We start from the raw sequence: 12,996 nt of genomic DNA on the forward strand, positions 1-12,996 counted from the left end.
AATTTATTTAAAACTATTTTGATTACTGGCATCGTATTTTCGCCCCAAAAAATATCTCAATATATTACGGCATGTTCAAGAGTTATTTGAAAACCACTTTCAGGAGTTTTTTCAGGAATAAGCTTTTTTCGGGATTGAACATTTTGGGGCTGGCTGTTAGTATGGCCAGTAGTATCCTTATTTTTCTGTGGGTACAGGATGAAAGGAGCTATGATAAATTTAATGAGCATGCAAATGACATATATCGCCTTACCGCCCGGGTGTCGGATATAGACGCAGCGGTGGTGCCGGTGCCTATTGCCATGGCGGTGAGGGACGAGGTGCCGGCGGTAAAAAATGTGACCCGGCTGGCTTCCCTCCAGTGCATGGTAACAACCGGTATGCAAAAGTTTGAAGAAAAGCGTATTTACTATGCCGACAGTAATTTCCTGCACATATTCACTTATCCGTTGCTATTGGGAGATGCTGCTTCCCTGCTTACTCACCCGGAAGAGATCGTGCTGACGGAAGCCAGTGCCACTAAGTTTTTTGGTAGTCCTCAAAATGCGATGGGCAAAACCCTGCATATCGACAATAACTATAAAGGAAACGATTTGCTCGTAACAGGTGTACTAAAAGATATCCCACAGCATTCCCATCTGCAATTTGATATGTTAGTGCCTATTCAGCAATATGATAAGACCATAAATCAGCAGCAGGCCTGGGGTAATTTTGATGTGTATACTTACCTGCAGATGAATGAGCACTTTCATGCCACCGCCCCTGCGTTGGCCTCTCTGCAGCAACAAATCATGAACACTTACCGCAAGCATGATGATTCTAAAACCAATGGTACACTGTTTTTGCAGCCCCTGTCAGATGTCCATTTACGCTCCCATTATATGCTGGATGTACCCGGACAGGGGAATCACCAGCAAGTATTGATTTTTTCGCTGGTAGCAGTGTTTATATTGGCCGTTGCGGCCATCAATTTCATGAATCTGTCTACTGCCCTGTCGGGGCAACGTGCCCGGGAAGTGGGTATGCGTAAAACACTGGGCGCATTTCGTTTTCAGCTGATGCTACAATTTTTAAGTGAGGCGGTATTGTTATCTTTTATCTCGCTGGGGATTGGCATTATCATCGCCTGGGCGCTGATACCATTGTTTAATCAACTGTCAGGCAAGGCAATGATGCTGCACCTGCTGAATATAAAAATGATAGGCATGTTGTTAGCAATCGCCGTGGTAGTGGGATTGCTGGCGGGTAGTTACCCTGCGTTATTCCTGTCTTCGTTTAATCCCGTAAAAGTGTTAAAGGGTGTAAAAATGCTGCACGGGGGAAAAACGTATTTCAGGAATGGGTTAATTATCGTACAATTTGCCATTGCGGTAATCCTGATGATCAGCACCATTGTTGTATACAGCCAATTACAGTTTATCCGTAAGATGGATATAGGCTATAATAAGGAACATCTCCTGTACGTACCTATTCCTCGCCTGGGTGACCTGGTGCAACGTCAGCAGGCTTTCAAAACCGCTATGAGCCAGTACCCTGAAGTGGATAACTACAGCTTTGTGAGCCATTTGCCTACCGATATGCCTACCGGTACAAAGGCGGTACAGTGGGAAGGAAAAACACCTGACGACGATATTGTTTTCCCGCAGATGTGGACCGACGATCATTTTGTTGGCACGTTCGGTATGCGGATGAAGCTGGGGCGCTTTTTTTCAGAAAATTTTAAGGGAGATAATAATAACTATGTAGTCAATGAAACTGCGTTGAAAGCCATGCGGATAGCCCCTGAAACGGCGGTAGGGAAAAAGTTAACACTCGACAGCAGAGCGGGGCAGATTATAGGTGTAGTCAAAGATTTCAATTTTAAGCCGATACAACAGCCGATACAACCGCTGATTATCAGGAATGGCAGCGATGGTAATTTTAATGGTAATACGGGTTATGTGGTTTTGAGAACGACACCCGCCAATATGAGTCAGCGTTTGGTGGTAATGAAAAAGGTTTTCCAACAGATCTATACAGATTTCCCTTTTTCATTTGGATTTGTAAACCAGGATCTGGCTAACTTATACCTGGCCGAACAGCGGATGGGAAAATTATTCAATGTTTTTTCTGCGCTCTCCATTTTTATCTCCTGCCTGGGCTTATTTGGGCTTACCACATTTGCCACGCAGCAACGTATCAAAGAAATAGGTGTGCGGAAGGTGCTGGGCGCCAGCGTATCTGGCATTGTAGGCATGCTGTCAAAGGATTTCATTAAACTGGTATTGTGGGCGCTGGTCATTGCTTTCCCTGTGTCTGCCTGGATGATGCACAAATGGTTGCAGGATTTTGCCTACCATATCCGGTTACATTGGTCGTTTTTTGCGGCTGCCGGCGTTGCTGCCCTGGTGATTTCATTTCTAACTGTGAGCTATCAGTCGGTGAAGGCAGCCATGACCAATCCCGTTAAAAGTTTAAGATCTGAGTAAAAAGATGGCTCGTTAAAGTAGCTGTGGGGGCCGGTTTTTCTGTATTTTTAAAATTTATGGAGAAAAATTTGTTTTTATGTTAAACAATTTCCTACATTTGCACTCCGCAATTGAAGCAAGGATATCGCCACAAGGGCTGCCTATATTGCCAGAATGCGGACTAAGAAGGGATTTCGGGGCGTAGCGTAGCCCGGTATCGCGCCTGCTTTGGGAGCAGGAGGTCGCAGGTTCGAATCCTGCCGCCCCGACTTAGAAAAGAAGCCTACTCAGAAAAGAGTAGGCTTTTTTGTTTTAGGGAAAGATTGTTTGTAATTCGGGGATGCCATTTGGTGGAAGATTAAAGAATTAATGCGTAGTGTGTATTCCTCCCTCCTCCCCGGTTTAACAGAGTGGGCGTATCCTGTTTCTTCAGCAAATCTGTATAACTTATCCGCTATCGCCACCAGATCGAAGCTGAAATTTGGCCAATCGGGATGCTGTCATGTATACCATGAGCCGATTCGAGGGATTATTCGGCTCAATTTACGGGAGAAATATGAGCCGAATAATCCCTCGAATCGGCTCATTCCAGAAAAAAGAAACCTAATTACAGGAGCTACTTTTCTGGCATTGCTATATTTTTTTGGGAAATTTGTTACTAGCTGTTAAAAGCCTGCCTGAACTCAACTGGTGAAAGATTTGTTTTGGTTTTGAACAACTTGCTGAACGACTGCGGATGCTCAAACCCCAGCTCATAAGCGATCTCGCTTACTGACAACGCGGTGGTGGACAGCTTTTCTTTCGCCCTTTTAATTAGTTCTTCGTGAATATGCTGTTGGGTACTTTGCCCCGTAAGCACTTTTAGCAAGCCGCTCAGGTAATTGGGCGAAATATTTATTTTTTCGGCAATATAGGTTACGGTAGGTAAGCCATATTGGGCGATGTCTTCACTGTTGAAATAGTCAGAGAGTACCTGTTCCAACCGGTCAAGTACTTTATGATTATTGATCTTCCGCGTAATAAACTGGCGATGATAAAAACGTTCCGTATAAGCAAGCAGCAGTTCTATCTGTGCGATGATGATATCCTGGCTGAATTTATCCACGTTGGATTGGCATTCCTGGTCTATATGCTGCATGATGCCAATAAGTGTATCTTCTTCTTTGGGAGAAAGAAACAAGGCCTCATTCACCGAGTAATCGAAAAATTCATATTTTTTGATGTTTTTGGCCAGCGGGGTACTCCAGAGAAAATCGGGATGGATAAGTAAATTCCATCCCCTATGTTCCGGTTGCTGCGTCTTATCAATTTCAACCCTCAGCAGTTGACCTGGTGACATGCAGAACATGATTCCTTCATTAAAATCGTATTCCTGCTGGCCGTACTTCATTTTTACGTTGGCCTTTCGTTTAATGGCGATGGAATAAAAATCCATTATCCTGCTTACCGGCTCATTGTACACAAGTTTTACATCTTCAAACCTCGCTACGCTCACCAGCGGATGGGCGGGCTTAGGCAATTGCATAAACTCGTGGTATTCGCTAATGGTTTTAATGCGTATGGGTTGCTGATTTGCCATAATGTAATGTACTTAATTGTGGTTATAAGCTGCGGCAAATTCTTCGATAAACTCCTGCAATTTTACCTTGCCAGGCGTAGGTTTGTGCTTGTCGTAGTCGCTGCTTAACAAACCGGTGTGAATACCAGCGCCCAGTTCAACCAGCAGATCGGCAATTGCTGCCGGCATGCCGCGCTCCAGCATGTTGTTTTTTACCTGCTCATCAGTAAATGTTAGCCATTGAAGGCCGGGCTTGCCAATAGCTTCGCCAATTAGCCTGGCCACCTCGTTGCAGGTACGTTCATCACTGGCTATATAACGTACGTTGCTTCGGTCGTTAGCGGCTGTTAGCTCCTCTGCAGCAGCAGTGGCAATATCCAGTGGAGAGACCATTACCAGTTTGTCATCGCCGCCGAAGTTGGAGCCGATAATCCCCTGCGCCTTTATCATCCCCAAAAAGCTGTATAAGTTATAATAGAAATAACCCGGACGCAGACAGATAACGGCAATATCTTTCAGTTCATTCAAAATTTCTTCAGCATAGTAGGATCCCCTGATAATGCCGTTGCCTTTTTCGAGGTGTGCACCGTAACTGCTGAGGTAAACAATGCGGTGGAGGCCTGCACTCTTTGCGGCCTCTGCATAGGCGTTGGCTATATTGCGGTAATAACCGATCATATCCGTAGCGCCAAAGTTAGGGGGTGTCATGCCATAAAGGGCGTCTGCGCCAGCGAAGATGGTTTTTAAAAACGCTACGTCTTCTACTGATCCAATGGCCGCCTTTGCACCTAAAGTTTCTATGGCCTGTTGTTTGTCTGCTTTACTGCTGATAATGGTCACATCATGACCTTTCGCTATCAGTTCCTGCGCCAGGGGCTTGCTGATGTTGCCCAGTGAACCTGTTACTATAATTTTCATAATCTTAATTTAGTAACACAAATATCCAGCGGCAAATTCAGGCATGTTTAACCAAATCTATGATTGTTGTAGCCAAAAATAAGGGGAAGACGGGATATGTATTATGACCTGATTATTGTAGCTTTACTCAGCAGTAGTGCAGTGAATCACCTCCCCTCTGTCCTTATTTTTAAAAGACCAACATGGCATAATCAACCATCTAAAATGAAGCATGAACAATTAATCAGGTTTGTTGAAAGAAACGTTCCTGTCGATAGATTCGATATTGATCTTATTGAAAATTATTTTGAGCCAGTTGCGGTTAATAAAAATGTAGTGTTAGAAAGAGAGGATAAAATTGCTAATCATCTATATTTTGTCAATTCAGGTTTTGTAAGAGTATATCATCTGGAGAATGGGGAAGAAATAACAACGCATATTAATTGTCAACTTAATTTCATTACTTCTTTTAATAGCTTTATTACAGCTACCCCCGCACAGGATAATGTGGAAAGCATTACTCCATGCGAACTTTTAAGAATATCGAAAAAGCATCTTGATGCACTTTATCAGCAAAGTGAAAAGTGGACAAAGTTTTGTAAAAAAATTTATGAACAATCTCTGACGTTTAATGAACAGCGAATGAAGGATATACTCACGCTGCCGGCGGAAAAGCGTTATTTAAAACTGATTGCCACGCAGCCGGAAGTTATCCGGAACGTTCCACTTCAATATATTGCTTCCTACATCGGAATAAAGCCAGCATCTTTAAGTCGCATTCGCAGGCAAGTGATTTCTTAACATTTGGCAAGTGGATTTTGATGGTTGCCCCAGACCTTTGCATCGTTTGACTATAAAAATGAAAATGATGAAAAGCGTAATACAATTATCCATTTTCCCATTGGGAATGATAAATTCTTTTGTAATAATGGGAACAAAAAAACATATTCTTGTAGATTCGGGTGTTCCGGGAAGCGAAGAAAAGATTCTATCACAGCTTAAATCTTATGGAATTGATAAGAAAGATATTGGTTTAATTATTATTACCCATGGGCATATTGATCATTTTGGCAGCGCTGCAGAACTTAAACAGCAATTAGGCGTCCCGGTGTTAATGCATGATTTGGATGCGGTTGCGCTGAGAACAGGTAAAAGTATGGCAGAAACGCTAAAGCCGAATAAACGATATTGGAACATACTAAAATGGAAACTCATCAGGGATAAAGCCACATCATGTGAGCCAGATATCATTCTGGAAGGTGATTGTAGTTATGACCTTCATGAATGGGGCGTAAACGGAAAAGTTATTCATACCCCCGGACATACACCGGGTTCCCTTTCCATTATGCTTGCTGATGGCAATGCCATTATAACGGACCTGGCTTCTTCTGGTATTCTGTTAGGAGGCACGATGCTTTACTCAAGAATGAAACACCCGCCTTTTCATGACGACGTCTTAACTTTAAAAAAAAGCATTGAAAAAGTGCTTGTGGAAAAAGCAGATAAATTTTATTTGGGACACGGAGGCCCCGTATCAAGGGACAATCTGATGTACTATTCAGCCCGGTTTTTATAATTGTGCAAAGAGGTATCTAATGTGGTTCTTGCTATAACTAAGCCTCGACCTTGTCTTTTTTAACTTTTCCTGAAATCCGTTGGCCGGGCATCAGTAAATTCCTGGAAGGCATCGCTGAAAGAACTGATGGCCATATACCCTACCGTCGCTGCAATATCGCCAATGGGCTTCTTCGTTTTCAGGATCATCTCAATTGCTTTGATCATACGGATCGTTTTCAGGAACTGGAGGAACGACATATGTAAGCTGGACTGAAATAAACGCGACATGGAGCGTTCGCTCATATTAAAGCGATGACTGACGCTTTTCAGTGTCAGCTTTTCACCCATATTTTTTTCCAGGTACCGGGTGATCCGCTGTACATTTTCATCGTCGGTGATGGGAATCACAATGGGCAGGGCCCTGTTGTTTTCTTTGGGAAGGAGATTCTTCAGGGCTACCAGGAACTCGAAATTCTCGTCCTTTTCAGTTACATGCCGGCCATCCCATCTTTCGGTATAGTTGATCATCTGGATCAGTAGCTCACTGGCGGGATAAATTCCCAGCTTACTGTAAAAGGGGCTGGCGGTATCATCATGAGCGTAAAAATAGAGAGACCGGAATACTGTAGCGGAATGTCCTATCCTGATAATATGGGTCATCCCCTGGGGAATCCAGAAGTAATGGCGGGCCGGTACCACGTAGGTATGCGCATCTACAGTAATGTAGGCGATACCACCCTCAACATAACTCAGTTGTCCTTTGGTATGCTTGTGCAGTGGGATGAGCTTTTCTGATTTTTCATGCATGACAAAAACCGAATATCGCTTTTTGTCTATCTCCGGTAATGCTGCTATTAACCCCATAATGCAGTTTTAAAGCCACAAAATAAGGTATTTGATGAGGGGAAATTAATCCGGTTGGCCGAAATGATGAAAATATTGTCTATTTCAGGGAAAATTGGCATCCCCCCATTTGATAATTTTGCGGCCTAGATTATGGAACCAGGAAAAAAAAGATTTTTATTCGGTTTATTGTTGGTGGTGGGCGCCCTCTCGTCATACGGACAAGCACCTGCCGCTAGTAATGATACACTGAAGATTTCCCTGCCAGAAGCCTGGAGGAAAGCCGAAGACTACAGCCGCCTTATTGTGATCAAAAAGAAGGCCACCGGCATATCGGACGAAGAGATAAAGGATGCCAAAATGGAACGCTTCCCTGAAGTGGGCGTTAAAGGAAGTGTGGAGAAGGCCAGCAATATCCCGATATATGAAAATGGCCTGTTTTCCAGGCCAACACAGCATGAAGTGATCCACACACTGTACAGAGCCGGCGCAGACTTTTACCTGAACCTTTACAATGGGAATAAACTCAACCTGAAAATTGAGGAAGATAAAACACTGCACCAGATCAGCCTTATACAACAAGACCAGGCTATTTCCGATATCCGTTATAAGACAGCCGCGCTATACCTGGACCTCCAGAAATCACTTATCTTCAGAAAGCTCATCACAGAAGATATTACCGACCAGGAAAAACAGCTCAAAGAAATTAAGGCATTTTATAGCCATGGTACGGTGCTGAAGAGCGACGTACTCCGGGCAGAACTGGACTTGTCTAAAAGAAAAATGGCACTGGTCACCATTGAAAATGATATCCTGATTGCCACACAGAAACTGAATATCATCATCGGCGAGCCGGATGAAAGAATGGTATTACCGGCCGATATCAGCTCCCAATGGGATGAGCATACCGGCTATGCGCAATACCTGGCAGAAGCATTTCAACACTCTTTTCCCTATCATATCTCCGAACAAGAGACTGAACGAAGCAAGATACGCTTAATGCAGGTAAAGGCGAATATCCGCCCCAAGCTAGGCATGTACGGGGAATTCTATTACGCCAATCCACAAATATTCCTTTATCCCTATAACCCTTACTGGTATTCGCTGGGCGTTGCCGGTTTAAAAGGTTCTTTTCCCATTTCAGCACTTTACCACAATGTTCATAAGGTAAGGGCTGCAAAGCTGGAATTGGAAAAAGAAGAAGAGCTGCACAAGGATACAGAAGATAAGCTGCGGCAACAGGTAAAAGAAGCGTTCCTGCGCTACAAAGAAGCCCTGGTACAAATACAGGTAGCGGAAACAAACGTTGCACAGGCAGAAGAGAATGCCCGTATTATTAAGAACACCTATTTCAGGGGAACCTCTCTGATCACCGACCTGCTCGATGCCAATGTACAGGTGATACAAACCCGCTTTGAACTGGCAGCAGCCCGTATCATGGCGCAAAACAAGTACTATTTACTTCAAAATATTACAGGCATTCTTTAATACCATGAAAAAGAAATATACCGTTACCGACAGGTTGATAACAATGATTACCGGATGGCTGGCAGGCCTTGTTGTTATTGCATTGGCTGCCTGGGGCATTAATACGCTCTGGGGCTATTATACCTATGAGCAAACCAATGATGCACAGGTGGAAGAATATGTGAACCCTGTTATTTCAAGGGCAGGCGGCTTTATTGTAGCGGTGAAATTTGAGGAAAACCAGCCGGTAAAAAAAGGTGATACACTGCTGGTTATCGACAACCGGGAGTATATCCTGCAACAGGAACAAACAGAAGCTGCTATCCAAAAAGGGGCAGCGCAGCTAAAAGTGCTGGAAAGCAATATCCATACACTGGAAAGAACAGCTGCCGCGTCACAGTCGCAGATTACAGCTACTGGCGCTAAAGTTTGGAAACAGCAATTGGATTACGACCGGTATAAACAACTATACAACGAAGAATCGGCCACGCAGCAACAAATAGAAGCCATGCAGGCCTCCCTGGATGTTAATAAAAGTGATCACAAATCGGCCGAGGATAACTATGAGGCTGCTACCTCGCGCATTGCGGATATCCGCGCAGAAAAAGCGGTGGTACAGGCAGAAATTGCCCGTTTAAAGGCGCTGTTGGACAGGCATAAACTGGATGTAAGTTATACGACCATCACTGCCTCTTATGATGGCCGGATGGGCCGCCGTACAGTGGAAGTAGGACAAATGATCGATGCCGGTGAAACACTGGCGTATATCGTCAATAATGAAACTGATAAATGGGTGGTAGCCAACTATAAAGAAACCCAGGTAGCGCACATGCATATCGGAGACTCCGTGAAAGTGGTAGCAGATGCTTATCCCGGGCGCACATTCAAGGGCACAGTTATCTCCCTATCCCCCGCCACAGGTTCCAGTTTCTCGCTGTTGCCACCGGATAACTCCACCGGTAACTACGTTAAGATCGTACAGCGTGTACCGGTACGTATCCGTATCGACGGAGCAAAAAAAGACATTGATGTATTGAAAGTAGGTATGAATGTGAATGTTTATATCCCTAAAAAACAGCATCATGGCTAAGCCTATTCCCATTTTCAGAGATTGGGCGCCGGAATGGCTGATAAAGGTGATTCTATTCTCACTGTTGCTGCCGAGCATCGTGCTGTTTTTCCTACCGCTGGCGAATATTAATGCCGCCGCGGGCTATTACGGCAGCGAACCGGCGGATATACAATTTGCCGTAGCCCTTTTCTACGCAGGCTACGTCGGGTTTTATATCCTCGAACGCCGTTTCTTTGCCTACCTGGCTACCAGGGAATACTTTATCCTGTTTACTTTTTTGCAGATGCTGACCAGCCTTATCTGCTATTATACCCACGAAGTATATATCCTGCTCCCCATAAGGTTTATACAGGGGATGTTATTCTCCAGCACGGTCAACCTCTCGCTGGCGTTGATGTTTACCCGGCTTCGTACCGAGCGCGCCAGGGAAGTAAGCTTCTCTGTTTTCTTTGGCTTACTCCTTTGCGCGATGCCGTTCAATAACTTCGTTACTGCCGACCTGATCGATTCGTATAATTTCAATATCGTTTATAAGGGAGCATTGTTTTCTTACCTGCCTTGCCTGGTGTCGTTACTGCTGGTCATGAATAACGTGCGTCTCAATGTCCGTTTCCCATTATATAAGCTCGACTGGCAAAGCTTTGCCATGTACAGCACTGTACTTTGCCTGATTGGTTATATCCTGATTTATGGCCAGGAATATTACTGGCTGGAAGATCCCCGTATACGATACAGTGTATTGGCGATCGTAGGCCTTACCGCCGTGTACCTGTTGCGACAAAATGTCATGAAACGACCTTATACCGATCTCAGGATATTCAGGTTCCGTAATTTTAAGATTGGGTTGTTGGTATTGTTTGTCATGTATATCTGCCGTTTTGCGTCAGGGATTACCAATAGCTTTTTTGCAACGGTATTGGGTTTCGATCCTATGCACGTTTCTTATATCAACCTGCTCAATCTCTCCGGGTTGGTAGTGGGCGTAATTATCGCCTGTGCCATGATCCTGCAAAAAAAGCGGATACGTTATATCTGGCTGCCAGGATTCTTGCTGCTGCTCATCTTTCACGTCAGCATGTTTTTCCTGTTTGATGTGCAGGCGAACGAATATAATTACTTCATTCCCCTTTTTATCCAGGGACTTGGAGTAGGATTGGTCATGGTACCTACGATTGTATATGCTATTTCCGCGGTGCCGGTTTCCCTGGGAGCATCGGCAGCGGCCATTTGCCTGGCTATCCGGTACCTGGGATTTTGTGTAAGTATTGGTATCATCAATTACTTTGAACTGTTTGAAAGGAGCCGGCATTACAATGCTTTCCAGGATCACCTCACCCGGATTGATCCCACAGTAAGATTATTTCTAAAGAAACAAACCACCCGGCTAATGGCCAAAGGGATGTCGCATGGCCAGGCCGCCAGGGCCTCTCATAAGTTGTTGGTCCGCGGTATAAACGGACAAGGCCAGCTTCGCTTTGCCATGGATTATTATGAAATGATGTCCTGGCTGATTGTTGGAACGTTGCTGTTGATAGCGATTTTTCCCTATCTCAACCGGACTACCGCCTATTTAAGATCGCGGAAACTTACACCAGCATAGGGTGATAACGATTTGTCGTACGGAAATTATGAATGAAATGGCAATAGCTGCTGCCCGGCGCTTTTTGAAATTAAAGTGTTAAATTGACAATTATTAATTTGAATTTATTATTTTCGACCCGCAGGAGTCTCCCGGTTCCCGCATAAATTCCATGTCAATCATCACAACATTAATATCATGAGGCGATTAGCAGCATTTTTGATCATTATCACCTTATTTACACAGCAGGTACAAAGCCAGGATTTTCATCAATGGGCGGCAGGTCCTCCTATGGGCTGGAATAGCTGGGATTGCTATGGCCCCACGGTAACAGAAGCAGAAGTAAAGGCCAATACCGATTATATGGCCAAATATTTAAAACCATTTGGCTGGCAATATGTGGTGGTGGATATCAGGTGGTATGTTGGCAATGATAAGGCGCATGGTTATAACGAAACAGATCCCGCCTATAATATAGATCAGTATGGGAGATTTGTACCGGCAGTAAACCGTTTCCCGTCTGCAAAAAATGGCCAGGGATTTAAGCCTTTGGCTGATTACATCCATAGTAAAGGATTGAAATTCGGTATTCATATTATGAGAGGAATACCGGTGAAAGCGGTGAATGAAAACCTTCCCATCAAAGGTAGCACCGCCCGCGCGGCCGATATCTATTCCAAAGAAGGACAATGCCTCTGGCTGCATGATATGTATACCATATTACCGGAGAAGGAAGGCGCCCAGGCTTACTATAACTCACTCTTTGACATGTATGCGGAATGGGGACTGGACTTTGTAAAAGTAGATGATCTTTCCTCGCCTATTTACTTTGCCGGCGAAATAGAAATGATCCGGAAAGCCATCGACCGCACTGGCCGGAAGATCGTGTTTAGTACTTCTCCGGGAGAAACACCGGTAGATCATGCCGCCCATGTACAACAGTATGCCAATATGTGGAGAACTGTAGGCGACTTTTGGGATAGCTGGAAACAATTGAAAGAACACTTCCAGGTGTTTGAACGCTGGAATAAATGGAGAGCTCCCGGCGCTTATCCCGACGGCGATATGCTTCCCCTGGGCCGTATTGGTATCCGCGCGGAGCGCGGACATCCACGCATGAGCGCATTTACAAAAGACGAGCAATATACCCTCATGACATTATGGACTATCTTCAAATCGCCCCTAATGTTTGGAGGTAACCTTCCTGATAATGATCCTTTTACCTTATCCCTGCTCACCAATAAAAACGTCTTGAAAGTGTTAAATACCAGCACCAACAATCGCCCGCTTTTCACGGAAGACGATAAAGCTGCCTGGGCGGCAGAAGATCCGGCTACGGGCAGGAAATACCTCGCCGTATTTAATACAGCCGATCATCCGGCTACCCCAGCTTCGGCGGTGGCGGTAAACCTGGCAGCATTGGGGATTAAGGGGAACTGTGTCATCACCGATCTATGGTCAGGTAAGAAGGTAGGTAGCTTTTCCGACACTTTTTCACCGATAATTGCCAGCCATGGCGCCGGCTTATACGGCATTGAAGAAAAACATAAATAATACCATCGCCGCCCTGCCCGTT

General features: G+C 44.6%; 10 protein-coding genes and 1 tRNA gene. 8 read left to right on the plus strand and 3 right to left on the minus strand.

Going from position 1 to position 12,996, the window contains the following annotated elements:
* Positions 1-71: 71 nt before the first annotated feature.
* On the plus strand, positions 72-2,468 hold the full coding sequence (locus tag HGH91_RS12880) for an ABC transporter permease (RefSeq protein ID WP_168738816.1): 2,397 nt from the start codon (positions 72-74) through the stop codon (positions 2,466-2,468).
* A gap of 174 nt (positions 2,469-2,642) precedes the next feature.
* Positions 2,643-2,716, plus strand: a tRNA-Pro gene (locus HGH91_RS12885).
* A 389-nt stretch (positions 2,717-3,105) separates the two neighbouring features.
* On the opposite strand, the gene HGH91_RS12890 is transcribed toward HGH91_RS12885, so the two are convergent.
* Both HGH91_RS12890 and HGH91_RS12895 read right to left on the minus strand, forming a co-directional pair.
* Positions 3,106-4,026 (minus strand): helix-turn-helix domain-containing protein, encoded by a 921-nt coding sequence (locus HGH91_RS12890; RefSeq protein ID WP_168738817.1) that lies wholly within the window; start codon positions 4,024-4,026, stop codon positions 3,106-3,108.
* A gap of 12 nt (positions 4,027-4,038) precedes the next feature.
* The gene (locus tag HGH91_RS12895) at positions 4,039-4,923 is read right to left on the minus strand and encodes an NAD(P)H-binding protein (protein WP_168738818.1); all 885 of its coding nucleotides are present in this window, start codon (positions 4,921-4,923) and stop codon (positions 4,039-4,041) included.
* A 204-nt stretch (positions 4,924-5,127) separates the two neighbouring features.
* Here HGH91_RS12895 and HGH91_RS12900 point away from each other — a divergent pair, with 204 nt between their 5' ends.
* Positions 5,128-5,703 (plus strand): Crp/Fnr family transcriptional regulator, encoded by a 576-nt coding sequence (locus tag HGH91_RS12900; RefSeq protein ID WP_168738819.1) that lies wholly within the window; start codon positions 5,128-5,130, stop codon positions 5,701-5,703.
* 67 nt (positions 5,704-5,770) lie between these two features.
* Positions 5,771-6,478: an MBL fold metallo-hydrolase gene (locus HGH91_RS12905; protein WP_211092275.1), complete on the plus strand. Its 708-nt coding sequence runs from the start codon at positions 5,771-5,773 to the stop codon at positions 6,476-6,478.
* 59 nt (positions 6,479-6,537) lie between these two features.
* Here the strand turns inward: HGH91_RS12905 and HGH91_RS12910 are convergent, their stop codons facing one another.
* A complete protein-coding gene (locus HGH91_RS12910; protein ID WP_168738821.1) occupies positions 6,538-7,323 on the minus strand; it encodes an AraC family transcriptional regulator in 786 nt (261 codons plus the stop codon).
* Positions 7,324-7,455: 132 nt separating this feature from the next.
* On the opposite strand from HGH91_RS12910, the gene HGH91_RS12915 reads away from it, so the two are divergent.
* The 4 genes from HGH91_RS12915 (at position 7,456) to HGH91_RS12930 (ending at position 12,974) form a co-directional block, all read left to right on the plus strand.
* Positions 7,456-8,790, plus strand: coding sequence for a TolC family protein (locus HGH91_RS12915; RefSeq protein ID WP_168738822.1), 1,335 nt, complete (start codon positions 7,456-7,458; stop codon positions 8,788-8,790).
* A 4-nt stretch (positions 8,791-8,794) separates the two neighbouring features.
* Positions 8,795-9,859, plus strand: a complete 1,065-nt coding sequence (locus HGH91_RS12920) for an HlyD family secretion protein (RefSeq protein ID WP_168738823.1) — start codon at positions 8,795-8,797, stop codon at positions 9,857-9,859.
* Complete coding sequence (locus HGH91_RS12925) at positions 9,852-11,441, plus strand: MFS transporter (RefSeq protein ID WP_211092276.1); 1,590 nt, start codon at positions 9,852-9,854, stop codon at positions 11,439-11,441. The genes HGH91_RS12920 and HGH91_RS12925 overlap by 8 nt, the downstream gene beginning before the upstream one ends.
* 177 nt (positions 11,442-11,618) lie before the next feature.
* Positions 11,619-12,974: a glycoside hydrolase family 27 protein gene (locus HGH91_RS12930; protein WP_168738825.1), complete on the plus strand. Its 1,356-nt coding sequence runs from the start codon at positions 11,619-11,621 to the stop codon at positions 12,972-12,974.
* Positions 12,975-12,996: the final 22 nt, after the last annotated feature.

It is taken from the genome of Chitinophaga eiseniae (assembly GCF_012641265.1).
Taxonomy (GTDB): Bacteria; Bacteroidota; Bacteroidia; order Chitinophagales; family Chitinophagaceae; genus Chitinophaga; species Chitinophaga eiseniae_A.

Coding starts and splice junctions, on each gene's coding strand:
- HGH91_RS12880 (WP_168738816.1), top strand. CDS start 72: ATGTTCAAGAGTTATTTGAAAACCACTTTCAGGAGTTTTTTCAGGAAT.
- HGH91_RS12890 (WP_168738817.1), bottom strand. CDS start 4,026: ATGGCAAATCAGCAACCCATACGCATTAAAACCATTAGCGAATACCAC.
- HGH91_RS12895 (WP_168738818.1), bottom strand. CDS start 4,923: ATGAAAATTATAGTAACAGGTTCACTGGGCAACATCAGCAAGCCCCTG.
- HGH91_RS12900 (WP_168738819.1), top strand. CDS start 5,128: ATGAAGCATGAACAATTAATCAGGTTTGTTGAAAGAAACGTTCCTGTC.
- HGH91_RS12905 (WP_211092275.1), top strand. CDS start 5,771: ATGAAAAGCGTAATACAATTATCCATTTTCCCATTGGGAATGATAAAT.
- HGH91_RS12910 (WP_168738821.1), bottom strand. CDS start 7,323: ATGGGGTTAATAGCAGCATTACCGGAGATAGACAAAAAGCGATATTCG.
- HGH91_RS12915 (WP_168738822.1), top strand. CDS start 7,456: ATGGAACCAGGAAAAAAAAGATTTTTATTCGGTTTATTGTTGGTGGTG.
- HGH91_RS12920 (WP_168738823.1), top strand. CDS start 8,795: ATGAAAAAGAAATATACCGTTACCGACAGGTTGATAACAATGATTACC.
- HGH91_RS12925 (WP_211092276.1), top strand. CDS start 9,852: ATGGCTAAGCCTATTCCCATTTTCAGAGATTGGGCGCCGGAATGGCTG.
- HGH91_RS12930 (WP_168738825.1), top strand. CDS start 11,619: ATGAGGCGATTAGCAGCATTTTTGATCATTATCACCTTATTTACACAG.